The following is a 25,091-nucleotide window of genomic DNA, read 5'->3' as shown; positions in this document are numbered from 1 at the left end:
GTTTAATTTTTTTATAAAACCAAAAAATCAATTTAATTCCAACATGCTTATCAGCTCTATACTGTTCTCTAAATATGTATATTGATATAAGATTTCATCTCCGACCATTAGCAATGTTTCTTCTAATGGAATTACGTCAAAGGTGATAATATCTTCAAAATGATTTAGGGCTTCTAAATTTGAAATATCGGTCTTGTCATATACTTTTAGGCCAGATGAGCCGTCGCAAACAAATAACTTTTCATCCTTTATTCCCAATCCATAAGGCTCATCCATTGCATAGATTTCTGATAACTCGGGGCTGGAGATGTTGGAAATATCAACTATAAAAAGTCCACTTTCAGTAGCTCCACAATTGTTCCCTCCTCTTAAAGTAACATAGGCGTAGTCTCCATCTACAACAACAGGATCACAAGCGGTACCATGTTGAAATTCTGATATAAAAGTTGGGTTTGCAGGTGAGGAAATATCATATATATACATTCCTCTCATACTGCCAAGGAATAAATGGTTGTCTCTATTAAAAATAGTTTCAATATCAAACCCAGCATACACATCATCCAAATCCTGTGGATTCTCCAAATCTGAGATATTGAATATATTAATGCTATGGCTGTCCACAGCATACAAATAATCATTTACAATTTTAAAACGCGCCAACGAACCTCCTTGACCTGTATCTCCTCCAGTATCATTGGCCGTCTCCGCAAACAAAACATCAGGGCCTCCAAATCTTTGTTCATACTCTTCAATCAATCTTCTTTCTGTAATTGTTTCCCAGCCAACTATTATTTCATTTTCATAATCTATATTTTCATATTCAATAAAATCAGCATCAACTGGCCAGGCCACATAGTCCTGCAGAACATTTTCTAATCGGTTTACAATTTTAATACTGTTGATGTTAGAAATATCCAATACAATTAAATCGGTAAGACTATCAGCATATAGAATATCATCCTTCACAGAAATATCCACATTACCCGCAATTTTTATAAAAGCTATTTTTTGTGGTGAAGCTGGGTTGCTATTATCTATAACATGCACTCCTTTATATTTATCGTTTACAAAAATGTAATCTTGGTAAGCATATATTTTTCCAGATTCATCAATGGGCAAAGGTGAAACAATATCCACACTATTTTTAAATTCTACCTTGGTCATCTTTAATGGTCTTGCCACCAAATAATCGGCGTATTTACTATCTTCTTTATCGCAGGATACAAAACCCAATAGTACAATTGATACTAATATAAAAATTGTCTTTTTCATGATTGATTTTTTTTAGTTGCTATCATATAGATGAGTTATGTACGTGGACGTTGCGTTAAGTTTTTGATAAATATTTAACTGTCAATTTGTCACCATTTCCCAATTAGCACTATCTTTGCAAACCCATTGGAAGACAATATTAATGGAAAAAATAATAGACGAAACCGCTCAAGGAACTGCCTTAAACATTAAGGAGAAGAAAAAAAATTCGCGCAAGCTTTATATAGAAAGTTATGGTTGCCAGATGAACTTTTCCGATAGTGAAATTGTGGCTTCTATCTTGGCAAATGAGGGTTACAATACCACGCAAAACCTTGAAGAGGCAGATTTAGTTTTGGTAAACACCTGCTCCATTAGAGAAAAGGCAGAGCTAACGGTTAGAAAGCGGTTGGAGAAATTCAATAAAGTAAAAAGAACCAACCCTCATATGAAAGTTGGGGTTTTGGGCTGTATGGCAGAACGTCTAAAAAGTAAATTTCTAGAAGAAGAAAAGATTGTGGATATGGTCGTAGGACCAGATGCCTATAAAGACTTGCCAAATCTTATCCAAGAAATTGATGAAGGCAGAAATGCTGTGAACGTAATCTTATCTAAAGATGAAACCTATGGTGATGTTGCGCCTGTTCGTTTAAACACCAATGGTGTTTCTGCTTTTGTTTCCATAACACGTGGCTGTGATAACATGTGCACCTTTTGTGTTGTCCCTTTTACTAGAGGAAGAGAACGAAGTAGAGATCCACATTCCATTATTGAAGAGGTAAACGACCTATGGATAAAGGGGTATAAGGAAGTTACACTTCTTGGACAGAACGTGGATAGCTATCTGTGGTATGGTGGTGGATTAAAAAAAGAGTTTGCAAATGCCAGTGATATGCAAAAAGCTACTGCTGTGGATTTTGCCAATCTTTTGGAAATGGTAGCCATTGCCCAACCCAAAATGAGAATTCGTTTTTCAACCTCTAACCCACAGGACATGACTCTTGATGCTATTAACGTAATGGCTCGTTATAATAATATATGTAATCATATTCACCTTCCTGTTCAAAGTGGTAGTAACCGTATTTTAAAAGCCATGAACCGCTTGCACACACGAGAAGAATATTTTAAGTTAATAGATGACATTAGAGAACTTATTCCAGATTGTGGTATTTCCCAAGATATGATTATTGGTTTTCCAACAGAAACGGAAGAAGACCACCGAGACACTTTATCTTTAATGGAATATGTAAAATACGATTTTGGATATATGTTTTCTTATTCGGAAAGACCTGGAACTATGGCTGCTCGGAAGTTAGAGAATGATATTCCTGAAGATGTGAAAAAAAGACGATTAGCTGAAGTTATTGCCTTACAACGAGAGCATTGTCAATATAGAACAGATCAACATCTTGGAAAAGTAGAAGAGGTTTTAATTGAAGGTTCTTCAAAAAAATCTGATGCACACTGGATGGGAAGAAACTCTCAAAACATAGTTGCCATTTTTCCAAAAGAACAATATAAGATAGGTGATTTTGTAAATGTAAAAATGAATGACTGTACTTCTGCCACTCTTTTGGGCAAGGCAGTTGGTTATTCAGACAACAATTAAAAAATGGAAAGCATACAATCCATAAAGCAACGTTTTGAAATTATTGGCAATGATTTAAAGTTAAATCGAGCCATTGAAAAAGCAATTCAAGTAGCACCAACGGATATTTCTGTTTTGGTGACAGGTGAAAGTGGAGTTGGCAAAGAATCTATTCCAAAGATTATTCATTCCCTATCACATAGAAAACATGCAAAATATATTGCAGTAAACTGTGGTGCCATTCCAGAAGGCACTATAGACAGTGAGCTATTTGGACATGAAAAAGGTGCATTTACCGGTGCCACACAAACCCGTAGCGGCTATTTTGAAGTTGCAGATGGTGGTACCATTTTTTTAGATGAAGTTGGGGAATTGCCACTAACTACCCAAGTGAGACTTTTAAGGGTCTTAGAAAATGGTGAATTTCTAAAAGTAGGCTCCTCCCAGGTACAAAAAACCAATGTTCGTATTGTTGCCGCAACCAACATTCATATGTTCGAGGCCATTAAGAAAGAGAAATTTAGAGAAGACCTTTATTATAGATTAAGTACAGTAGAAATAAACATCCCTCCTCTAAGAGAACGCAAAGAAGACATTCATTTATTGTTTCGCAAGTTTGCCTCAGACTTTGGTCAAAAATATAAAATGCCCACAATTCGTTTGGAAGATGATGCTGTTCAACTTCTATTAAAATATAGGTGGCCAGGAAATATTAGGCAACTTAGAAACATTGCCGAACAAGTGTCCGTATTGGAAGAGAAAAGAAGCATTTCTTTGGCAACACTAAACAGTTACTTGCCCAATGCTGGGGATTCCAATTTACCGGCCGTTATCAACAAAGAAAAAAAAGAAGGGGATTTTAGTAGTGAAAGAGAAATTCTCTACAAGGTTTTGTTTGATATGAAAGGAGATTTGAACGACTTAAAAAAGTTGACCTTGGAACTTCTTAAAAATGACAATGGTGAAAAAGTACAGGAAGAAAACGAAACCCTTATCAGAAAAATTTATGGCAACAATGGAGAAAACGTTATAAAGGACGAACAAGAAACCATGGAAGTGCTACAATTGCCAGAACCCGAAATAGAGACCCATACCCATATTGCCGCAGTACAGGAAGATAAGTATCATTTTGCTGAAGAAATAGAAGAGGAAGAAACCCTATCTTTACAGGAAAAGGAAATAGAACTAATTAAAAAGTCCTTGGAACGCAACAGGGGTAAAAGAAAGGCCGCAGCGACAGAATTGGGAATTTCGGAACGTACTTTGTATAGAAAAATAAAACAGTACGATTTATAGCCCTTCAGCTATTAACAGAAATTAAATCTTAAAAAAAGAATAAAGATTAGGAAAATGCCATTTGTTTTTTGGAATTTTAGCAACATGAGAAAATACATACTAAAAACCATTGGTCTATTGTCATTTTTATTCTTAAACGGTTGTGGTATATACAATTTTACTGGTGGTGATGTTGGAACTGCTGAAACATTTCAGGTAAGTTTTTTTCAAAATTATGCCACTCAAAGTGCTGGTTCTATTATTGAGCCAGGGCTAGACAGAAATTTTACATTGGCACTACAGGATTTAATCATGAACCAGACCAGCTTGGATTTGGTAACCAGTAATGGCGACTTGTTATATGAAGGTGAAATAGTGGAATACCGGATTGCTCCTATGACTGCAACGGCAAGTCAAACTGCAGCCCAGAACAGATTAACAATGGCAGTAAATGTGCGTTTTTACAATAAAACCAAAGATGATGTAGATTTTGAAAGGCGCTTTTCCTTTTTCTTTGATTATCCTGCAAACTCGCTGTTGGATGCTGTAAAAAGTCAGGCCCATGAAGAAATTTTTGAACGTATTAACCAAGATATTTTTGGCGCCTCATTAGCCGATTGGTAAATTTATGAATGTAGAAGATTTTACATACCTCTTAAAAAAACCCAGTAAGATAAGCTCTCCTGTTCAAACAAAACAGTTGGAAGATATTCTTGCCGAATACCCCTATTTTCAAGCTGCAAGAGCAGTTCATTTAAAAGGGCTTAAGAACCTAAACAGTTACAAATACAATAGTGCCCTAAAAATTACAGCTGCGCATATTGCAGACAGGGAAGTGCTTTTTGATTTTATAACATCCGAAGAGTTTCTTCAAACTAACATTGTTAAGGAAAAAATCTCCTTGGATAATCAGGAAGAGACTATTCCCCCAGAAGAGTCACACACACTACATGATGCAAAATCCAAAGACAATCCTCTTCCGCAAAATATTAAAGATGCCGAAGAAATTTTAGACCCCGCACTATTTAAATCTAAAGACCCTAAGATTGACAAGGCGCTTTCTAAAGCCAAAAAAGATGCAGAAAAAAAATTGGAGTTGGGCAAACCTTTGGAATTCACCAAAAATGAAAAACATTCGTTTAGCGAATGGCTACAACTAACATCTGCCAAACAAGAAGAAGATGAAGAAGCAGATTTTCCATTAGAACAAGACGTTCTTAAAAAGAAGAAATTTGACTTAATAGACAAGTTTATTGAGGCCAATCCCAAAATAGTTCCAACTGGGAAATCTGACCAAAAAATAAATATTAAAGAATCTTCCAAAATTAACACTAACGAGTTAATGACAGAGACTTTGGCTAAGGTATACTTAGAACAAAAAAAATACAAAAAAGCAATCCAAGCATACAAAATTTTAAGTTTGAAATATCCAGAAAAAAGTAGTTTCTTTGCAGACCGAATTAAAGCGGTAGAGAAAATACAACAGGAAAACATATAGAAATGAGTACATTTTCAATCTTCTTAATTTTAATAATCGCAGTATGCCTACTGTTGGTATTGGTTATTATGGTTCAGAACCCAAAAGGCGGTGGCCTTTCATCTTCTTTTGGAGGCGGTGGCAACCAAGTAGTGGGCGGTGTTAAAAAAACAGGTGATTTTTTAGATAAAAGCACATGGACTTTATCAACTTTGTTGATTGTTTTAATTCTTTTGTCCAATGTAGCTCTAAAAGGTAATTTTGCAGATGCAGAATCTAAGTTGTTACAAGGTGATGATATTGAAAACACTCTTCCTGAAACAACAACACCGGAAACTCCAGCAGCAACAAATGAAACAAACCCTATTGATACAATTCAATAAACAGATAAAACATATTGTGAAAAATATAGCAAAATGCCAGCAAAAATGACAAGCTGGCATTTTTGTTTTACAATATGTCAGTTTTTCGGAATTGGCATAATTTCTGCCCATCAGTATCAAGTATTTAAATTATCAAACTAAAAAATAAAAACATGGCGAAACTTAGTATTAAACCATTAGCAGACAGGGTACTTATTGAGCCCATGGCAGCCGAAACCAAAACTGCATCTGGAATCATTATCCCTGACACCGCTAAAGAAAAACCTCAAAAAGGAAAAGTGGTGGCTGTTGGTCCTGGAACAAAGGATGAAAAAATTACCGTTAAAGTTGGTGATTCTGTTCTTTATGGAAAATACGCAGGCACTGAGCTAAAATTAGATGGAACCGACTATCTAATGATGCGTGAAAGTGACATTTTAGCAATCGTTTAATTATAAAAATTAACTAAGAAATGGCAAAAGATATAAAATTTGATATTGACGCACGTGACGGACTAAAACGTGGTGTTGATAAATTGGCTGAAGCTGTAAAAGTAACCTTGGGTCCAAAAGGAAGAAACGTAATTATTAGTAAATCTTTTGGCGCTCCACAAGTAACTAAGGATGGTGTTACAGTTGCCAAAGAAATAGAATTAGCCGATGCTCTTGAAAATATGGGAGCACAAATGGTTAAGGAGGTTGCATCTAGAACCAATGACCAAGCCGGTGATGGTACTACAACGGCAACTGTATTGGCTCAAGCAATCGTAAAAGAAGGTTTAAAAAACGTAGCTGCCGGTGCCAATCCTATGGATCTTAAAAGAGGAATAGATAAGGCTGTTGCAGCTTTGGTAGAAAACTTGGAAAAGCAAGCTAAAAAAGTAGGAAGCTCTACTGACAAAATAAAACAAGTAGCTTCTATTTCTGCTAACAATGATGGAAACATTGGTGATTTAATTGCACAGGCATTTAGTAAAGTTGGTAACGAAGGTGTAATTACTGTAGAAGAGGCTAAAGGAACTGATACTTATGTAGATGTTGTTGAAGGTATGCAGTTTGACAGAGGTTATCTTTCTCCTTACTTTGTTACTGATACAGATAAGATGATTGCAGATTTAGAAAATCCATACATCTTATTGTTCGACAAGAAAATCTCAAACCTACAAGAAATTCTTCCAATCCTTGAGCCAGTAGCACAATCTGGAAGACCTTTATTGATTATTGCCGAAGATGTAGACGGGCAAGCGTTGGCAACTTTAGTAGTAAACAAATTAAGAGGTGGTTTAAAAATTGCTGCTGTTAAAGCCCCTGGATTTGGAGATAGAAGAAAAGCAATGTTAGAAGATATTGCTATTTTAACTGGTGGTACTGTAATCTCAGAAGAAAGAGGATTCTCTTTGGAAAATGCAGATCTAACTATGTTGGGTACTGCAGAAACAGTTACTGTTGATAAGGACAATACGACTATTGTTAACGGTTCTGGCAACAAAAAAGACATCAAAGGAAGAGTAAGTCAAATTAAGAGTCAGATAGAAACTACTACCTCTGATTATGACAAGGAAAAACTTCAAGAACGTTTGGCCAAATTGGCTGGCGGTGTTGCCGTACTTTATGTAGGAGCAGCTTCAGAAGTTGAGATGAAAGAAAAGAAAGACAGAGTTGATGATGCTTTACATGCAACAAGAGCTGCTGTAGAAGAAGGTATTGTTGCTGGTGGTGGTGTTGCTTTGGTAAGAGCAAAATCCGTTTTAGAAAAATTAACTGCTGAAAATCTTGATGAAGTTACAGGAATCCAAATTGTGGCAAAAGCAATTGAAGCTCCACTTAGAACTATTGTGGAAAACGCAGGTGGTGAAGGTTCTGTTGTAATTTCTAAAATTTTAGAAGGAAAAGGTGATTTTGGTTTTGATGCCAAATCTGAAACATATGTTGATATGCTTAAGGCCGGTATCATAGATCCTAAGAAAGTAACTAGGGTTGCATTGGAAAATGCTGCTTCTGTTTCGGGAATGATCTTAACCACGGAATGTGCCTTGACAGATATTAAAGAAGATGCTCCTGCTATGCCTCCAATGGGTGGCGGTGGCGGAATGCCCGGTATGATGTAATCATATTATAATCTTCTTAAATATAATTAGAAAAACCCGCTTCTTTCAAAGAGCGGGTTTTTCTTTTTAAAACACTAAAAACAAAACTTATTAATTGTATATCTCTACGTTAGGATAAAATGCCCCAATAGAAAACCAATAGGCAATAAATGATATAGTGGGCTTTAATTTATTTCCCTCCCCTGGACCAGAAATAGCTTCTCCAAAAACGTTCCATACCGTATCATTACTATCAGTAAAAAACGCTTCAGTTCCATTATAAGAATATTCAAAATCCAAGGTGCTAGTACTACTATCCAATTCAAAAGAAACTATTGTAGTGTTATCCCCAACCAAAAGAATTTCTTTTCCATTAAAATTGTCCTTAATTATGTTTCCTTCTTCAAAGACATCAAACTGATATGCCTTTGCTTTATCAGCATCTATTAATGCATGAACTCTTTCTTTAGAAGGCAATCTATCATCCTCAGGGTTTAAAGGAAAAATCAAATAAGAATGATTAGTTTTATAATCTCCATATGGATACACTCCATAACTCCTAGAAAAACCGGTGTCAGAATTCATTACTTTGGTATTTGGATACATGGTTTTCCAGACTCCCCAAGTAGTTTCCAAAACAGGGATAACATTTGGAATCTCACCAATTAATTCCCCATTGATGCATTTTAAACCAACTTGCGACCAATTACTATCAGTCGCACGATCATATGGTATTAAATTATTATTGTATAATAGACCAGACACTCCAAATGTAGTTTCATTTCCATCAACAATTCTGCTCCAACCAATGGAGGTTCCGGTTAAAGGACATAGAGAAATGGCCATTGGAATTCCATTTATCTCATCATTTACAATTTCATGCCAATCCAAAATAAAATGAGGGTACGCTCTTGTCTCATTACCAACTTTAACACCGATAACCAAGAAATTGTCAGAATCATCAGGAACATCATTAACTGTAAAAAATTTAGGGCTGTCTATAGATGGTATTCCATCCTTTCCAGGACCACCATCTCTTACTTCTGCTACTGGCACTAACCAATTATTGGTTGATGCAACACCTCCCCCTTCTTCATCACCACTACTTGTATTGTTTGGCAGATTTAAATCGGAATCAGTAGATACATCACTACTACTACATGAAATAGTAAGCAGTATGCTTGCAAGTAATAAAAAAATCTTCTTTTTCATTGTTCAATATTTAGGTTAATATCATTTTTCTTGGCATTTAAGTTTAAAGAAAGACCACTTGTAAATCTATATGTAGGAGTTAGCTGCGTACCGTCTACATTACTAATTATAGGCAGTTCCAACTTATTAAGAAATGTTATCCTAGGGAATAACTTAATAGATAGGCTTGGAACAACAAACAACCACTTACCACCAGTATTACTCAACTCATTACCGTTAATAATATCTCTATTTGCCTTTCTATATTTAAATGTTAAACTGACATTAACAATTGTATTTAAAATCAAGTACTGATCGGAAACTCCAAAAAAAGCTTGTATTTCATTTCCATATTCATAGATTGATGAACCTTGCAGATAATCGGCATTTTCACCTGTAATTCTACTAATAACCCTTGCTGAAAATGTTGTAGTAGGTCTAAACTTAAAGTTTTTACTCAATGATGCAAAGAGAATTACATCCCAAGCCCCGCTACCTGGTTGTAAATCTGCTATATATGTTATTCCAGAATTATTTACCTCATCAAAAGAACCCAGAGGAATTTTAACACCTGTTCCAAAAGTAACATCACTAGTTTCTCCAAGTATTTTTGCAAATCCATATTTAACCAACACAACTCCATCTCCTATTCCAGTAGTTTGCTGTAAATCAACATTTCCAAACTGGTCTATTGCCCTTCTTTGGTTTACCCATGTCAATAAGCTTTCAACTGATAATCTATCAGTTATTGAATATCCCAAATTAAACAATCCAGAATGTGTAATTCGTTGACGCGAATTATCATTTAATTTCTCACTACCAACATTAAGGGTCTTTAAATTATTATAGTCATAAAATAGACCAAACTCCAATGAGCCTTTTCCATTATTTACCAAACCAAGACTGTTAGATAAGGGTATTCCTCCTGAGCAACAAGTTTGAGAAAACATGAGTGGACTCAATAAAAAAAATGAGAAAACAAGGATTAGTTTAGTGTACATAGGTTTAGACTAGCACACAATTAGTGTTCACAAAAAGGAACTCCTTACACTAAAGGATGATTTTAACGCATTGAAATAATGTAATTTAACGTTTGTAAACCTACGCTACAAAACTATTGACCAACATCCAAAAAGCCATAACCAACATTATAGCATTTTCTATAAACGTGGCTTCGGTCATTGGTAATTTTAAAGCGGTTCCCAAACAAGCACAACTAATGCTTTTTTTGTCTAATAAAGTTTTTGTGACTCCAACAGTAGTTATTCCTAAAATAATAATTGTAGCAATCAAAGCTATTTTAACATTAAAGCGCATTAAAAACATTAACCCAAGCGTCACCTCAATAAAAGGGTATACCCAACCATACACTGGAATTCTTTTTGCCAAGGGGTCATACATTCTAAAACTTTCTGGAAATCCTTTTAAGTCCAGCAACTTAAAAAAGCTAAAAACAATATAAAAAAGCCCCATAAAATCCAACATGGCCTCACTGATATTCCAATTTTTATAGTTCAGTAAAAAAGCAGCGGAAAATAAATAGAGAAAAATGAGAAACAAGGGTTTTAACTGTTTCCATTTAGAAACCGGTTCATCAATTACACCTTCGTTCTTATCTGAAATGGAATATTTTTTTGGCAAAGCATTTTTAAGAGCATCAAATGGAATATAAGTATCCATAGTAATCTGTGCTTGTCCTTTTTCCAAGTCGACATCAACTATGGAAACACCTTTTATATTTTCTAATTTTTCCCTAACAGATGCCACACATCCATTACATGTCATTCCCGTTACCGAATATGTCTGCTCCATTTACTTAATGCTCAACATCATCATGATTCTTTATATCCCTATATCTACAGCAAGGATGCACACTTTCATAAGCCTCTTCTGTTGCCTTCAGTTCTTTGGTATCATGGCCTACAGCTGCCAAAGCCATTTTAACTTCCATTGGGTTGGTTTTGCGTTCATCCAACACTAATGACAATTGATGACTTGGCACATCCCAGAGCGCATATTTAACACCTGTTACTTCCAAACACGCTTTTTCAATGCGCATTTTACACATTTCGCATACTCCATCTACTTCAAATTCTACTTTTTTGTTCTTCTCTTGTGCAAAAGTTACAGTGGCAATCAACAGAAAGGCTATTCCTAAAATTATTCTTTTCATGTTTTATTTTTTTATTGTTTTTAAATGGTTATAGTTTAAATCTAAATCCTGCATAATACATAGTTCCCATGATTGGAGCATATACTATACTAGTATCAAAATATGCGCCAAAAGGGTCATCTGCACCCAAAATTGGCTTGTTCTGTTTAAAATTAGTCAAATTCTCGCCACCTACATAAAGTTCAAAATGGTTTGAAAGAACTTTTGTAATCTGGGCATTCATTAAACTGTAGGAAGGTGAAAACTCATTTAGCCTACTAGAAAGAGGATTTCCACTTGTGTTGGGAAGACGTTGTTTGCCTAACGAATGTAAGGTATAATCCAATCGCCATTGAGCTCCGTTATCCTTGGGTTGAGTTACATACCCTATATTGGTGAAAAATCTGTGCTTAGCCTGCAGTGGTTTTTGTAATTGTCCATCTCTATAATCTGTCTTTACATCATAGTACTTATATGCAGTTCTCAATTCCACGTTTTTTAGAATTTCATAATTCACTTCTATTTGCATACTGTTAGCAACACTTTTTCCTTCCAAATTATAAAAAGATATTCTCTGAGAATTTTCCCAATCTACCACAACTTGGTTATCAAAATCGGTTTTATAATAATCCAGGGTTATGTTACCTTCTCTTTCTTTAAAGGTAAATCCTTGAATAAAACTGACTCCATAATTCCATGCTACTTCCGGGTCCAATCCATATATTTCTCCTCCTTCATCCAAAATTTGGATGTCTCTGGAAGATGCAAAAAGTCGTTGGTTCTCTGCAAATATATTTGCTGCTCTTCTACCTTTCCCAAATGAGGCCCTTAAACTTCCTTTTTCCCATGGCGTATAACGCGCATGTAGTCTTGGAGTGATAAAAGTCCCTAGTCTATTATGATTATCCACCCGTAAACCGGCAACCAAACTCAATTTTTCCAAATTAGTATAGCTATACTCAAAAAAACCGCCAAAGGAATAATCTGTTCTGCGAAATCCTCGTGTGTTGGCAAGTTCATCATATTTATCATATGCATAGGTCAACCCTGTGGTGAATTTGTTTTTTGTATTTCCAATGATTGAATTGAATATAGCATTGGTATAAATACTCTGATGCGATATGTTATATTGATTTAGACCATAATAAGAATCCTGGTTGTGAATGCTATAAGAGGTTTGAAATCCAATACTTTGAAAAGGAAGTTGTGGAAAAACATAGCCTAATTTCAAGGAAGTGTCAAAACGCCTAGTATCTATTTCACCACCCCATGCATTGGTTGTAAATCTATCATTTTTAGGATCAAAATCCTTTAGACCCACTTGTTTTTCATCATTTAAAAAACGGACATTCAAAAAACTAACCCATCCAGTTTCAGGATTTTGGTACTGCCAGCGGTTCATTACATTTATTTGATCTGCCAAGGGAGCATCTAAAAAACCATCTCCATTGCCATCTTCTTTATGGTTCCTTTGATTGCCATGAATATAAATACCCGTGCTCAATTTGTCCGTTAGTTTTCTATTAATGTGCGTATTCAGTTCCAACCTTCCATTTCTATTAGCATAGCCATTTACAAAAAGGGCATTGTCTGTCAATGGTTTTACTAACTCTGTATTTATTTGGCCAGAAATACTCTCGTACCCGTTTACCACACTGCCCGCTCCTTTAGTTATCTGTATACTCTCTACCCAAGTTCCAGGAGTAAAAGTAAGTCCGTAAGCCTGTGAGGCGCCACGAACCATTGGAATATTTTCTTGGGTAATCAATAAATAAGGACTTGTTAACCCAAGCATTTGTATTTGTTTAGTTCCAGTGAGGGCATCAGAAAAATTAACATCAATCGCAGGATTGGTTTCAAAACTTTCGGACAGATTGCAACAAGCAGCTTTTAAAAGTTCTGCGCTATTAACTGTTATTACATTCTGCGCCTTAAAAAACGTTTTTTGTACAGCATCACGCTTTTTCTCAACCACAACCTCATCTAACATATTAGATGGTTTTAACCAATGGCGAACCATTTTGCGTTCGTCAATCGTCAAAGTATCAGAAGTAAAACCAACATAACTAATAATAAGTCTGTTGTATTCTTTTGAATAGGGAATTGCAAACAGTCCCTCGTCATTGGTAATTGTTCCAATTTGGGAGTTCATCCAATAAACATTGGCCCCTTGCAAACCAATATGCTTGTTCTCGCCATTGGCTTCCATCACCATTCCTTCAATAGTATCCTGTGAATGAGCCCAAAAAGAAAAGAAGGTGAAAATTATTATATATTTTTTCATTGAAATTTTAATTTGATATAACGTTTAATTCTTGCTCCAGAATGAAGCATATAACTCATTTCCCTAAACAATAGTTATTGGAGGGAAAATGATAAAAAACGAAAAATCAAATTAAAAAAACTTGGTCAAGAAGCTGTATGTCCTTAACCAATATGGGAGGAGGGTATTCTCTACGGGGAACAATTTGTTCCGATAGGACATCAAATAAATTTAAATATGATTGTGCATAGACAACAATAAACAATTGTTGGTCTAAACTTAAATCATCAAAGGAAATTTTTAGATCATCCTGACCCTCAACAACTGTGATTTCGTCCGAACAACAGTCCATTTTCATATCTCCATCAGAATCCATTAATTGCATACCACAATCTTCGGCTTTATGGAATATTGCAACATCCATTACCCTACCCATGCAAAAGTGCTTCTCCACCGTCCATGAAGTAGTAGAGGCCAGCAAAAGCAAAGCCATTAGAAAAGACATTATTTTATGAAGCAAATCTTTCATCACTGCAAAAATACAAAATATTAAATCTCTTAATGTAGGAACACTCTTTATTAACTAAATATTAAGTGCAATATTGTCGTAATTTTACAAAGAAAACAGTATAAATATGTTTACACAACTTAGACCGAAAATTTCTTCTATCACTAACAATTTCGCTTTAAATGTTGATGAAAAATTGCAACAAATTTGTGATGTATTAAAAGTTACCGTTCCTCATTATGATTGGGTAGGGTTTTATTTTAAAAATGGAGATAAAAGAGAGCTAAAATTAGGCCCTTATGCTGGTGAACCAACGGACCATACCATAATCCCTTTTGGAAAAGGCATTTGCGGGCAAGTGGCAGAATCCAATAAAAATTTTGTTGTGCCAGATGTAATGGCTCAAGATAATTACATTGCCTGTAGCATTACCGTTAAGGCAGAAATTGTAGTTCCTTTGTTTGTAAATGGTAAAAATATTGGGCAAATAGATATAGATTCCAACACCCCAGACCCATTCACAGAAGATGATGAACGTTTTTTAGAATTTGTAAACCTAGAAGTAGCCAAAATTCTTTAAAACTTTAGAGGTTTTGTTAATAAACCACATCGTTTTTTAACTTCAAAAAAAGTACTTTTGTTGCCTTAATTCTTTTATAACCAAGCATACAAAAAATGAGTACTTCTAAAAAAGCCACATCGGCCTTAATTTCTGTTTTTCATAAAGATGGTCTAGAGCCCATTGTTAAAAAATTTAATGAACTAGGAATTACAATCTACTCCACTGGAGGGACAGAAAAATTTATTAAAGAATTAGGGATTGATGTTGTTCCTGTTGAAGAAGTAACAGATTATCCTTCTATTTTAGGAGGCAGAGTAAAAACGCTTCATCCAAAAGTTTTTGGAGGCATTTTAAACAGGCAAGAAAATGAAGGTGATGTTGCCCAAATGGAAGAATTCAACATACCACAATTGGATATTGTAATTGTAGATTTGTACCCTTTTGAAAAGACAGTTGCAAGCGGTGCCTCTGAACAAGATATTATAGAAAAAATTGATATCGGAGGTATTTCTTTGATTCGTGCTGCCGCCAAAAACTATAAAGATGTACTTTGTGTTTCTTCTATGGAAGATTATGCCAATTTCCTTGATGTAATTTCATCAGGAAATGGATTTACAACTCTTGAGGATCGTAAACGTTTTGCAGCAAAGTCTTTTAATATTTCCTCTCACTATGACACCGCAATTTTTAATTACTTTAATCAAGACCATAAAGAAGCTGTTCTAAAAATTAGTGAGCCAAATGGACAAGTCCTTCGTTATGGGGAAAATCCGCATCAAAAAGGATTCTTTTTTGGTGATTTTGATGCTATGTTTACCAAGCTTCATGGTAAAGAACTATCCTACAATAACTTGTTAGATGTTGATGCCGCCGTAAATCTAATCAACGAATTCAAAAATGACAACCCAACTTTCGCTATCTTAAAACATAACAATGCTTGTGGTTTAGCAATGAGGGATACATTGCACAAAGCTTATATAGATGCGTTAGCAGGTGATCCCGTTTCGGCATTTGGTGGCGTTCTTATCAGTAACAAAGAAATTGATGTAGCCACTGCAGAGGAAATCCACAAGCTTTTCTGCGAAGTAGTCATTGCGCCAAGTTATTCAGCCGATGCATTGGAAATTTTAAAAGGCAAGAAAAACAGAATTATCCTTATTTTAAAAGATGTTGAACTTCCAGAAACATCTGTAAGAACATGTCTAAACGGAGTGCTAGTTCAAGACAAGGACAGTATTACCGATGCCATTTCTGATTTATCCAATGCAACAACAACTAACCCTACCGAAAGAGAGTTGGAAGATTTAATATTTGCCTCCAAGCTTTGTAAACACACAAAGAGCAATACCATTGTCTTGGCCAAAAACAAACAATTATGCGCAAGTGGTACAGGACAAACCTCCAGAGTAGATGCCCTAAACCAGGCTATACATAAAGCCAAGTCTTTTAATTTTGATTTAAATGGAGCAGTTATGGCAAGTGATGCCTTCTTTCCCTTTCCAGATTGTGTTGAAATTGCAAAAAATGCTGGTATAACAAGTGTCATTCAACCAGGTGGTTCTATAAAAGACCAATTAAGTATTGATTATTGTAATGAAAATGAGGTTTCTATGGTAATGACAGGAACAAGACATTTTAAACATTAATTTTGTTACTTTCATCGATAAAACTTACTTTTAAACCGAAACGAAACTAATAACATAAATGGGATTTTTTGATTTCTTGACCGAGGAGGTAGCTATTGATCTAGGTACCGCCAATACCCTCATAATTCATCTGGATAAAGTAGTAGTAGATAGTCCATCAATTGTAGCAAGAGATCGAATTACTGGAAAAATAATTGCTGTTGGTAGGGAAGCCAATATGATGCAGGGAAAAACCCATGAAAACATCAAGACTATTAGACCTTTAAAGGATGGAGTAATTGCAGATTTTGATGCTTCGGAAAAGATGATTAACATGTTCATCAAAAATATTCCTGCATTAAAGAAAAAGTGGTTCCCTCCTGCTCTTAGAATGGTAGTTTGTATCCCTTCTGGGATTACAGAAGTAGAAATGCGCGCTGTTAAAGAAAGTTGTGAGCGTGTTAATGGTAAAGAGGTTTATTTAATACATGAACCAATGGCCGCGGCCATTGGTATTGGATTGGATATTATGCAGCCCAAAGGAAACATGATTGTGGATATAGGAGGTGGTACAACTGAAATTGCTGTGATTGCCTTGGGTGGAATTGTTTGTGACAAATCGGTAAAAATTGCGGGTGATGTTTTTACTAATGATATCATTTACTATATGAGAACTCAACATAATTTATATGTTGGTGAGAGTACCGCAGAGAACATTAAAATACAAATTGGATCTGCGACCGAAGATTTGCAAAGCCCCCCAGAAGAAATGTCCGTTCAAGGCAGAGATTTGCTGACAGGTAAGCCAAAGCAAGTATCCATTTCTTATAGAGAAATAGCAAAAGCATTAGACAAATCTATTCTTAGAGTAGAAGACGCTGTTATGGAAACCTTATCGCAAACGCCTCCAGAATTGGCTGCGGATATTTACAACACTGGTATCTATTTAGCAGGTGGTGGTTCTATGCTAAGAGGACTGGATAGAAGATTATCACAAAAAACTGATTTACCTGTGTACATTGCCGAAGACCCATTAAGGGCAGTTGTAAGGGGTACAGGAATTGCACTAAAAAATCTAGAACGTTATAAGAGCATCCTCATAAAGTAAACATGTCTTTTGAGACTTTTTTAATGGTTTGCTAAAACAAAAGTGAATGCAGCAGATTATCAATTTTATAATTAGATATAAAATCAGTTTACTTTATATCTTTTTGATGTCCATTGCATTAGGATTCACCATACAATCTCACTCCTATCACAAATCAAAATTTTTAAATTCCGCCAATCGTTTTTCGGGAGGGATTTATAATTTGTCGGCAAACATTTCTTCTTATTTTGATTTAGGTGAACAGAACAAAAACCTGATTGAAGAAAATAGAAGACTTAGAAGTCTTCTTTACAATATAGATGGCGAGAGTCTTATAAAAATAGACTCTTCTCAGATTGGTTATACAATATCTTCAGCCAGGATTATTAAAAATAGCTACGCAAGTCCAAGAAATTATTTAACTATTGATAAGGGAAGTAATGATTCCATTAAACAAGATATGGGAGTAATTACAAATAATGGTATTGTTGGAATTGTAGATTATACTTCAGGTAATTACGGAAAAGTACAGAGTATATTAAATTCCAGGTCCAATATAAATGCCAAAATAAAGAACACCAATTATTTTGGCTCCTTAGTTTGGGACACTAAAAGATATGATGTGGTACAATTAACAGACATACCCCGTCTTGTTCCTTTACATGTTGGGGATACCATAGTGACTGGGGCTATGTCCAGTATTTTTCCTGAAAACATTCCTATTGGAACCATAAGAAAATATGACCTTAATGCATCGCAAACACTGTACAACATAGATGTTCAGCTATTCAATGATATGGCCAACCTTAAGAATGTGTATATTATAAGTAACACCAATAGACAAGAAATTTTAGAATTGGAATCTAAATTAGAAAATGACCAGTAATTTTTACTTTTTAAATATCATTAGGTTTGTTCTACTTGTACTAGTACAGGTACTGGTGTTCAATAAATTAAATTTTTTTGGCTATATAAATCCGTTTGTTTATATCCTTTTTCTATACTGGTATCCCATAAAAGAAAATAAGGGATTCTTCATTGCTATTGCGTTTCTTTTAGGATTGTTTGTTGATATTTTTTCAGATACGTTGGCTCTACACTCTGCAGCAACAGTTACAATTGCCTTTCTAAGGCCCACTATTATGCGTTTTGTTTTCGGTGTAAATTATGAATTTCAAAGTTTTAAATTAAGTAGTGCAACCAAGGCACAACAAATCACTTTTTTAGCGTTATTAATTATAATACACCATATCGTTTTCTTTTCATTGGAAATTTTTAGTTTTTCCAATTCATTATTAATTTTAAAGAAAATACTTGTCACTTTTTGTGGTACTTTGGTGATATGTTTATTATTGAATCTACTTTTTAATGTTGAAAAACAATGAAGAAATTTTTATTGTCCTCTATCATCATCATTATTGGAATTACCTTTATAGGTAGACTTTCTTATTTACAAGTTTTTAGTTTTTCCCCAAACCAAGTATTAGAAGATACAGCCGTAAAGGCAATTTATGATTATCCCGAACGTGGTTATATTTATGATCGCAATGGAGAACTTATGGTTGCAAACCAGCCCGCATATGATGTAATGGTTATACCTAGAGAGGTAAAGCCATTGGATACTCTAGAGTTCTGCAATCTTTTAGGTATAGATAAAGAACAATTTATCATCAAGTTAAAAAAAGCAAAAGTATATTCTCCTAGATTGCCCTCAGTTTTGGTTCCCCAATTATCCAAAGAGGATTATGCAGGGTTACAAGAGAAAATGAGAAAATATGAAGGGTTTTATATCCAGAAAAGGTCATTAAGAGATTACACCACACATAGTGCAGCCAATGTTTTGGGTTATATTAGTGAGGTAAACGAAAGAGATTTAGCAAAAAACAAGTACTACGTGGCCGGTGAACTTACAGGCAGAACTGGTATAGAAAAACAATATGAGGAAATCCTTAGAGGTAAAAAAGGTGTTCAATTTATACAAAAAGACCGTTTTAATAGAGATATTGGCCCTTTTAAAGAAGGCACATTGGATACAATACCAGAACAAGGAAAAGATATTCATATAACCTTGGACAAGATATTGCAGGAATATGGCGAAAAGCTAATGCATGGAAAACGTGGAGGTATTGTTGCCATTGAACCCAGTACTGGGGAAATATTGGCCATGATTTCTGGACCAACATATGACCCCGCACTTTTGGTAGGCAGGGAACGTTCCAAGAATTACACAAAATTGTATTACGATTCTATTGCTAAACCCACGTGGGACCGTTCTATTTTAGCGCAGCCATCTCCCGGTTCCCCTTTTAAAACCTTAAATGCATTAGTAGCCCTACAAGAAGGTGTTATGACGCCTGAAACAAAAGTAACCTGTCACCACGGCTTCTATGTTGGGAACACCAAAAGAGGATGTCACTGCGGTGGCGGTGTTCGCGATATGAACTCAGGAATCTATAAATCTTGTAATGCTTATTTTGCACATACGTTTAGAAAAATATATGACAAATATCCCACAACCGATGAAGGCATGGATGTATGGGAAAAACATATGAAAAGTTTTGGGCTTGGCAGTTATTTGGGCTCTGATCTTTATACGGGAGCACCAGGCAGAGTTCCCAGCAAAAAATATTATGATAATGTTTATGGTGATAATCGTTGGTCTTCATCATATATAATATCAAATTCTATTGGACAAGGAGAAGTTGCAGCAACTCCCATACAATTGGCTAATATGACCGCAGCAATTGCCAATAGAGGTTATTACTATACACCACATGTTATTAAAAAAATTGGAGAGGATAATATTGACATCCCTAATTTTACACAGCGTAAGTATACCACAATTGATAAAAAACATTTTGAACCAATTATTGATGGTATGACCAATGTTTATAAATATGGAACTGCAAATCGGCTTCAAGTAGAAGGAATTGAAATAGCAGGAAAAACTGGAACTGTTGAAAATTATACTAGAATTGATAGTGTAAGGACACAGCTTACAGATCATTCAGTATTTGTTGCTTTTGCCCCAGTAGAAAATCCAAAAATAGCCTTGGCAGTTTATATTGAGAATGGGTACTTTGGAGGAAGATATGCTGGGCATATTGCCTCCCTCTTAATAGAAAAATACCTCAAAGGAGAAATTACCAGAAAAGATTTGGAACAAAGAATGCTAGAAAAAACTTTGGAGCATGAATATGCCAAACCTTATAGTGGCCAACCGTTCAAGATAAATGAGCATGTTTGGTAAGAGCGTACTAAAAAGAATTGATTGGTTTTCTATTATACTTTATCTTTTGTTGACAGGAATAGGCTGGTTAAATATCTATTCCAGTACATTTTCTGAAGATAATACCTCCATACTAGATTTTAGTGAGCTCTATGGCAAACAGCTTTTTTTTATCGGTATCAGCATTGTATTAATTATAATTATTCTTGCTTTAGAGACTAATTTTTTTGAACGATTTTCCAGTATTCTTTACATTATATCTATTGCATCACTTTTAGGGCTTTTTGTATTTGGAAAAACAGTAGCGGGAGCAACTTCTTGGTATAACTTAGGATTTTTCAATTTTCAACCATCAGAACTAGCAAAAGTGGCAACTGCATTGGCACTAGCAAAGTACCTTAGTGATATACAGACCGATATTAAAAGAAGGAGGCATCAATTATATGCTTTCTTAATTATCTTTATTCCTGCTCTTTTAATAATTCCACAACCAGATCCTGGAAGTGCTTTGGTTTTTCTTGCGTTGATATTTGTGCTTTTTAGAGAAGGTGTTCCACTCTTTTACCTTGCTGTGGGGCTTGTTCTAATTCTCATTTTTGTTACTACATTAATGTTTGGCACCGTATGGGTAGGAATAGGGTTAGCTATACTGCTTGCTCTTTTTTTATTATTAAAAAGGGCAACATTCAAAGTCCCAATATTTCCATTAACCTTGTTTTTTATTGGAGCTATTGTGTTTTCTCTTTCTGTAAACTTTGTTTTTAATAATGTTTTTGAACAACGCCATAGAGACCGGTTTGGTCTTTGGCTACGTTTGGAAAAGGACCCAAAAAAATTAGATGAGATTAGAAAAACCATTGGATACAATACTTATCAATCTGAAAAAGCTATTGAATCTGGGGGCTTCTTTGGCAAAGGATTTTTGGAGGGAACACGTACCAAAGGAGATTTTGTTCCAGAACAACATTCAGATTATATTTTTAGTACTGTGGGCGAAGAATGGGGTTTTGTAGGTACTGCCACCGTAATTATTCTTTTTTCTCTATTATTGCTCCGTTTGGTACATATTGCAGAACGTCAAAAATCTGCCTTCAACAGAATGTATGGCTATGGTGTAATCTCTATTTTACTTATACACTATTTTATTAATATTGGCATGGTAATAGGTCTTTTACCAACAATTGGAATACCGCTTCCGTTTTTTAGCTATGGAGGTTCTAGCATGTTGGGTTTTTCAATTTTATTATTTATCCTTCTTAAACTGGATACCAACAGACTAAATGAGTGGCATTAAAATTTCCAATCATTAATCCTTATTTCTGACTCAAATTCACCTTCAAGATTATTCGGCATATTTTCAAAAAAATCAATCTTGGCAATCTTCTCCAACTCATCTATGGAAATAACAAAGCTACCTAACGACCTTGTACTTTCTTCATGTGGAATTAAAAATGCCAACACTTTTGGTTTTTCTAAACTTCCTCTACAAACAATCTTATAATAATATCTAGGTATAGCCACGTCCTCATCGCCAATGGTTGGCAATCCTTTTTCTAGGACACCACCTGTTACTACATATAAATCCCCATATCTTTTTGCCCAAAATCTTACTTGTTGTTCCAATCTATTCCAAACACCTGCATTAAAATCCCTATCCTGAGGACTAATATTACTGGTATAAAAAGTTTCATTATAAGCATATTCCGAAAAACGCCTATCTCCCGCAGGACAAAGATGACCTCTGTCATAGCCAGACCCTTTATAATTACGCCAATCAGCTGACTTGGTCCTTACCTTTGGGTCTTCAATAAAATATGGCCTTTCCCTATCATCATATGTTAAGTGGCTTTTTTTAAGCCTGTAGACCACCCATTCTGCCTGCTCATATTTTTCACTATATGAAAGAGAAAAATGGTTGTGATCAATTATTGCTCCTGTTGTAGAACTTGGCAGAAAAAGCTCGTTTATTTCTGTTTTGGAATCTTCTCCCTCAGGAGCAGAATAAGTGTCAGGAGTATAAAAATTCTCAAATACCCAAAAACCAACAACGCATATAAGAATTAGTATAGTGTATATGGTTTTATTGTTCATTTTCATTAAGTCAAAATTAATTCTATTTTAATGAATGATGTTGATAGATTCCCATAAAAAAACCTCACCATAAAGTGAGGTTTTTAATTTTTTAAACTTTTAAAAGAATTCCTTATCCTTTAACACTGGCAAGTTTAGCATTCTTTATATTATTCAATTGTAAATCCTGAAGCACATTTACTGCTTCTTCAACATACACATCTTTAGCCAAATTCTTGTGCCATCTGTCTCTCTTTTCCCTTAAAATGGAATCTTGGGTAAACAGTTCTTGCTCATATTTTAAAGATTCAAAATTAAGGTGTGAATCATAGTTGGAAATCGATTTAAAGTAATCTGACTTCACTTTGAATTTTTCCTCATTAGATTTATAATCACTGTATTTTAATGAAACAATAACCTCATCTTGCTGCTCTTTAAGCCATTTGGCATTTTCCTCTATCAACTTAATTTGAGGATTGCCGGCCATACGCTTAGAGCTATTGGCAATTGTTTGTTCATAGTCTATATAACCTTCCCAAACTTTATAATCCGCAGGGGTTATTTTATCCCAGGCCAATGGATTATCTTGATTTCTTTCACCCAATTCAATGTAACTATATCTGTCTGGTACAACCACATCACTTTTAACACCTTCTAATTGTGTTGAACCGCCATTAATTCGGTAGAATTTTTGCGTGGTAAGCTTAATTGCTCCCAAATCACCATGCTCATTGCTTCTAACAATATTATCTAACGGAATCACATTTTGTACAGTTCCCTTTCCAAAAGTCTGCTTACTACCAATTACAACCGCTCTTTTATAATCTTGCATAGCTGCAGCCAAAATTTCTGAAGCAGAAGCGGATAATTCATTTACCAATATTACTAATGGTCCATCCCATTGAATGCGTTCGTCCTTATCGTCATATACATCTTTTCCTTGCCCGGATGATTTTACTTGTACAATAGGGCCATCTTTAATAAACAACCCTGCCATTTCCACAACTGTTTTTAAGGATCCGCCGCCATTGTCCCTAAGGTCTAATATCAAACCTTCAACGCCATCTTTTCTTAGGCGTTCAACTTCTTTGGCAACATCGGTAGCTGCATTTCTTTCACCATAGTCATTAAAATCTACATAAAATTTTGGAAGGTTAATCAATCCAAATTTTTGATTTCCTTTACTTATTTTAACAGATTTTGCATATGACTCCTCTAATTCTACTTGATCTCTAGTAATTGAATATACTTGGATGCTCCCATCTACCTTTTTAATTGTAAGGTTAACAATAGAACCTTTCGGCCCTTTTATCAACTTAATGGCATCATCCAATCTCATCCCTACGATATCAACAGGAGTTTCATTTTCCTGGCCTACTTTTAATATTTCGTCCCCAACTTCAATTTGCTGGTCTCTCCATACAGGTCCACCAGAAATAATTTCTACAATTTTTGTTTGGTCTTTTCTTTTTTGCAAACGTGCACCAATACCATCATACTTTCCAGACATACTTGTGTCAAATTTCTCCTTGTCATCTGGAGCAAAGTAGAAAGTATGTGGGTCAAACTGATCAACAATGGTGTTTATATATTGTACAAACCAATCTTTTCTTTCATACTCTTCTATAAAATCAAAAAAATCATCCAACGTACCTCTTGTAGATTCTCTGGCTTCTTGTTCTGCTTTTTCTATGGATACTGATTCTGCATCAGTTGCTTTAGAATCATATGTTCCCATTGTAGCATATTTAAGCTGCTTTCTCCATCTTTCTTTTAGTTTCTTTTTAGACTCAGCAAAAGGTTGATTTTCATAATCAATATTTATTTCTTCATCCACCGCATAATCAAACGGAGTGGAAAGCACCTCGCCATATATTTCTTTTGCCTCTGCCATTCGTTTCATCAATCTGTCATAAACCAAATTGAAAAAATCTATCTCGGTATTCTTTATTTGATCATCTAACTGATACTTATATTTTTCAAATTCCTGCACATCCGATTCCAAAAAATATCTTTTTGTTGGATCTAGTACATCTATAAAACTTTCAAAAACATTGACAGAGAAATCATCATTTATATCTTTGGGTTCATAATGACCCCTTTCCAATACATAAGTTATTAAATCCAATAACAATTTGTCTTTGTCATTGGTTTCAAAAGACTTATTTGTAAAACTGCAGGAAGCCACGGCAACTAACATTGCCAAAAATGCGAAAGCTAAATTCTTTTTCATGTAATCTTTTTTTATTTAAGTCCAAAAACCTATCTGGAAATTGAACGAATCATAAAATCAAAACTTCAATTGTATATTGAACTCCCTAATATACTGAAAAAACCATGCCAGTTTAAAGCCGACACCTTATTT

Annotated in this window: 22 protein-coding genes; 13 read left to right on the top strand and 9 right to left on the bottom strand. The window is 34.9% G+C overall.

What is annotated here, in order from left to right:
* Window positions 1–27: 27 nt before the first annotated feature.
* A complete protein-coding gene (locus AC000W_RS11945; RefSeq protein WP_474748576.1) occupies window positions 28–1,272 on the bottom strand; it encodes an LVIVD repeat-containing protein in 1,245 nt (414 codons plus the stop codon).
* A 142-nt stretch (window positions 1,273–1,414) separates the two neighbouring features.
* On the opposite strand from AC000W_RS11945, the gene miaB reads away from it, so the two are divergent.
* The 7 genes from miaB to groL all read left to right on the top strand — a co-directional run bounded on the left by miaB (window position 1,415) and on the right by groL (window position 8,060).
* Window positions 1,415–2,860, top strand: a complete 1,446-nt coding sequence (miaB, locus tag AC000W_RS11940) for a tRNA (N6-isopentenyl adenosine(37)-C2)-methylthiotransferase MiaB (protein ID WP_474748574.1) — start codon at window positions 1,415–1,417, stop codon at window positions 2,858–2,860.
* Between the two features lie 3 nt (window positions 2,861–2,863).
* On the top strand, window positions 2,864–4,135 hold the full coding sequence (locus AC000W_RS11935) for a sigma 54-interacting transcriptional regulator (protein WP_474748573.1): 1,272 nt from the start codon (window positions 2,864–2,866) through the stop codon (window positions 4,133–4,135).
* 84 nt (window positions 4,136–4,219) lie between these two features.
* Window positions 4,220–4,738 (top strand): LptE family protein, encoded by a 519-nt coding sequence (locus AC000W_RS11930; protein WP_474748571.1) that lies wholly within the window; start codon window positions 4,220–4,222, stop codon window positions 4,736–4,738.
* 4 nt (window positions 4,739–4,742) lie between these two features.
* Complete coding sequence (locus AC000W_RS11925; protein ID WP_474748570.1) at window positions 4,743–5,612, top strand: hypothetical protein; 870 nt, start codon at window positions 4,743–4,745, stop codon at window positions 5,610–5,612.
* 2 nt (window positions 5,613–5,614) lie between these two features.
* A complete protein-coding gene (gene secG, locus AC000W_RS11920) occupies window positions 5,615–5,974 on the top strand; it encodes a preprotein translocase subunit SecG (protein ID WP_474748568.1) in 360 nt (119 codons plus the stop codon).
* A gap of 152 nt (window positions 5,975–6,126) precedes the next feature.
* Window positions 6,127–6,405, top strand: coding sequence for a co-chaperone GroES (locus tag AC000W_RS11915; protein WP_474748567.1), 279 nt, complete (start codon window positions 6,127–6,129; stop codon window positions 6,403–6,405).
* A gap of 20 nt (window positions 6,406–6,425) precedes the next feature.
* Window positions 6,426–8,060, top strand: a complete 1,635-nt coding sequence (groL, locus tag AC000W_RS11910; protein ID WP_474748565.1) for a chaperonin GroEL — start codon at window positions 6,426–6,428, stop codon at window positions 8,058–8,060.
* A 90-nt stretch (window positions 8,061–8,150) separates the two neighbouring features.
* Here groL and AC000W_RS11905 read toward each other — a convergent pair whose 3' ends face one another.
* The 6 genes from AC000W_RS11905 to AC000W_RS11880 all read right to left on the bottom strand — a co-directional run bounded on the left by AC000W_RS11905 (window position 8,151) and on the right by AC000W_RS11880 (window position 14,174).
* On the bottom strand, window positions 8,151–9,251 hold the full coding sequence (locus AC000W_RS11905) for a DUF3179 domain-containing protein (RefSeq protein ID WP_474748564.1): 1,101 nt from the start codon (window positions 9,249–9,251) through the stop codon (window positions 8,151–8,153).
* A complete protein-coding gene (locus AC000W_RS11900) occupies window positions 9,248–10,180 on the bottom strand; it encodes a hypothetical protein (protein ID WP_474748563.1) in 933 nt (310 codons plus the stop codon). The genes AC000W_RS11905 and AC000W_RS11900 overlap by 4 nt, the downstream gene beginning before the upstream one ends.
* A gap of 151 nt (window positions 10,181–10,331) precedes the next feature.
* A complete protein-coding gene (locus AC000W_RS11895) occupies window positions 10,332–11,042 on the bottom strand; it encodes a heavy-metal-associated domain-containing protein (RefSeq protein WP_474748561.1) in 711 nt (236 codons plus the stop codon).
* A gap of 4 nt (window positions 11,043–11,046) precedes the next feature.
* Complete coding sequence (locus tag AC000W_RS11890) at window positions 11,047–11,403, bottom strand: heavy-metal-associated domain-containing protein (RefSeq protein WP_474748560.1); 357 nt, start codon at window positions 11,401–11,403, stop codon at window positions 11,047–11,049.
* A 28-nt stretch (window positions 11,404–11,431) separates the two neighbouring features.
* Entirely contained in the window at window positions 11,432–13,666 is a 2,235-nt protein-coding gene (locus AC000W_RS11885) for a TonB-dependent receptor (protein ID WP_474748559.1), read from the bottom strand.
* Window positions 13,667–13,772: 106 nt separating this feature from the next.
* Window positions 13,773–14,174 carry an HYC_CC_PP family protein gene (locus tag AC000W_RS11880; RefSeq protein ID WP_476658682.1) on the bottom strand — a complete coding sequence of 134 codons (402 nt, stop codon included), beginning with the start codon at window positions 14,172–14,174 and terminating at the stop codon, window positions 13,773–13,775.
* Between the two features lie 106 nt (window positions 14,175–14,280).
* Here AC000W_RS11880 and AC000W_RS11875 point away from each other — a divergent pair, with 106 nt between their 5' ends.
* From AC000W_RS11875 to rodA, 6 genes are all read left to right on the top strand, one after another.
* Window positions 14,281–14,733: a GAF domain-containing protein gene (locus tag AC000W_RS11875; RefSeq protein WP_474748556.1), complete on the top strand. Its 453-nt coding sequence runs from the start codon at window positions 14,281–14,283 to the stop codon at window positions 14,731–14,733.
* 95 nt (window positions 14,734–14,828) lie between these two features.
* Window positions 14,829–16,361, top strand: a complete 1,533-nt coding sequence (gene purH, locus AC000W_RS11870) for a bifunctional phosphoribosylaminoimidazolecarboxamide formyltransferase/IMP cyclohydrolase (protein ID WP_474748554.1) — start codon at window positions 14,829–14,831, stop codon at window positions 16,359–16,361.
* 58 nt (window positions 16,362–16,419) lie between these two features.
* A complete protein-coding gene (locus AC000W_RS11865; protein ID WP_474748553.1) occupies window positions 16,420–17,448 on the top strand; it encodes a rod shape-determining protein in 1,029 nt (342 codons plus the stop codon).
* A 46-nt stretch (window positions 17,449–17,494) separates the two neighbouring features.
* Entirely contained in the window at window positions 17,495–18,313 is an 819-nt protein-coding gene (mreC, locus tag AC000W_RS11860; RefSeq protein ID WP_474748551.1) for a rod shape-determining protein MreC, read from the top strand.
* Between the two features lie 495 nt (window positions 18,314–18,808).
* A complete protein-coding gene (mrdA, locus tag AC000W_RS11855; RefSeq protein ID WP_474748550.1) occupies window positions 18,809–20,677 on the top strand; it encodes a penicillin-binding protein 2 in 1,869 nt (622 codons plus the stop codon).
* Window positions 20,667–21,950, top strand: a complete 1,284-nt coding sequence (rodA, locus tag AC000W_RS11850; RefSeq protein ID WP_474748548.1) for a rod shape-determining protein RodA — start codon at window positions 20,667–20,669, stop codon at window positions 21,948–21,950. The genes mrdA and rodA overlap by 11 nt, the downstream gene beginning before the upstream one ends.
* Here the strand turns inward: rodA and AC000W_RS11845 are convergent.
* Complete coding sequence (locus AC000W_RS11845) at window positions 21,947–22,747, bottom strand: DNA/RNA non-specific endonuclease (RefSeq protein ID WP_474748633.1); 801 nt, start codon at window positions 22,745–22,747, stop codon at window positions 21,947–21,949. The genes rodA and AC000W_RS11845 overlap by 4 nt on opposite strands.
* 112 nt (window positions 22,748–22,859) lie before the next feature.
* Window positions 22,860–24,959 carry a carboxy terminal-processing peptidase gene (locus AC000W_RS11840; RefSeq protein WP_474748547.1) on the bottom strand — a complete coding sequence of 700 codons (2,100 nt, stop codon included), beginning with the start codon at window positions 24,957–24,959 and terminating at the stop codon, window positions 22,860–22,862.
* Between the last annotated feature and the right edge of the window lie 132 nt (window positions 24,960–25,091).

This window comes from Saonia sp. (genome assembly GCF_056326165.1).
The sequence above is the reverse complement of the archived record's forward strand: the minus strand, read 5'-3'. Positions and strand labels throughout refer to the sequence as shown.

Coding starts and splice junctions, on each gene's coding strand:
- groL (WP_474748565.1), top strand. CDS start 6,426: ATGGCAAAAGATATAAAATTTGATATTGACGCACGTGACGGACTAAAA.
- AC000W_RS11905 (WP_474748564.1), bottom strand. CDS start 9,251: ATGAAAAAGAAGATTTTTTTATTACTTGCAAGCATACTGCTTACTATT.
- mreC (WP_474748551.1), top strand. CDS start 17,495: ATGCAGCAGATTATCAATTTTATAATTAGATATAAAATCAGTTTACTT.
- purH (WP_474748554.1), top strand. CDS start 14,829: ATGAGTACTTCTAAAAAAGCCACATCGGCCTTAATTTCTGTTTTTCAT.
- rodA (WP_474748548.1), top strand. CDS start 20,667: ATGTTTGGTAAGAGCGTACTAAAAAGAATTGATTGGTTTTCTATTATA.
- secG (WP_474748568.1), top strand. CDS start 5,615: ATGAGTACATTTTCAATCTTCTTAATTTTAATAATCGCAGTATGCCTA.
- AC000W_RS11885 (WP_474748559.1), bottom strand. CDS start 13,666: ATGAAAAAATATATAATAATTTTCACCTTCTTTTCTTTTTGGGCTCAT.
- AC000W_RS11930 (WP_474748571.1), top strand. CDS start 4,220: ATGAGAAAATACATACTAAAAACCATTGGTCTATTGTCATTTTTATTC.
- AC000W_RS11845 (WP_474748633.1), bottom strand. CDS start 22,747: ATGAACAATAAAACCATATACACTATACTAATTCTTATATGCGTTGTT.
- AC000W_RS11915 (WP_474748567.1), top strand. CDS start 6,127: ATGGCGAAACTTAGTATTAAACCATTAGCAGACAGGGTACTTATTGAG.
- AC000W_RS11875 (WP_474748556.1), top strand. CDS start 14,281: ATGTTTACACAACTTAGACCGAAAATTTCTTCTATCACTAACAATTTC.
- AC000W_RS11945 (WP_474748576.1), bottom strand. CDS start 1,272: ATGAAAAAGACAATTTTTATATTAGTATCAATTGTACTATTGGGTTTT.
- AC000W_RS11895 (WP_474748561.1), bottom strand. CDS start 11,042: ATGGAGCAGACATATTCGGTAACGGGAATGACATGTAATGGATGTGTG.
- mrdA (WP_474748550.1), top strand. CDS start 18,809: ATGAAGAAATTTTTATTGTCCTCTATCATCATCATTATTGGAATTACC.
- AC000W_RS11880 (WP_476658682.1), bottom strand. CDS start 14,174: ATGAAAGATTTGCTTCATAAAATAATGTCTTTTCTAATGGCTTTGCTT.
- AC000W_RS11925 (WP_474748570.1), top strand. CDS start 4,743: ATGAATGTAGAAGATTTTACATACCTCTTAAAAAAACCCAGTAAGATA.
- AC000W_RS11840 (WP_474748547.1), bottom strand. CDS start 24,959: ATGAAAAAGAATTTAGCTTTCGCATTTTTGGCAATGTTAGTTGCCGTG.
- AC000W_RS11865 (WP_474748553.1), top strand. CDS start 16,420: ATGGGATTTTTTGATTTCTTGACCGAGGAGGTAGCTATTGATCTAGGT.
- miaB (WP_474748574.1), top strand. CDS start 1,415: ATGGAAAAAATAATAGACGAAACCGCTCAAGGAACTGCCTTAAACATT.
- AC000W_RS11935 (WP_474748573.1), top strand. CDS start 2,864: ATGGAAAGCATACAATCCATAAAGCAACGTTTTGAAATTATTGGCAAT.
- AC000W_RS11890 (WP_474748560.1), bottom strand. CDS start 11,403: ATGAAAAGAATAATTTTAGGAATAGCCTTTCTGTTGATTGCCACTGTA.
- AC000W_RS11900 (WP_474748563.1), bottom strand. CDS start 10,180: ATGTTTTCTCAAACTTGTTGCTCAGGAGGAATACCCTTATCTAACAGT.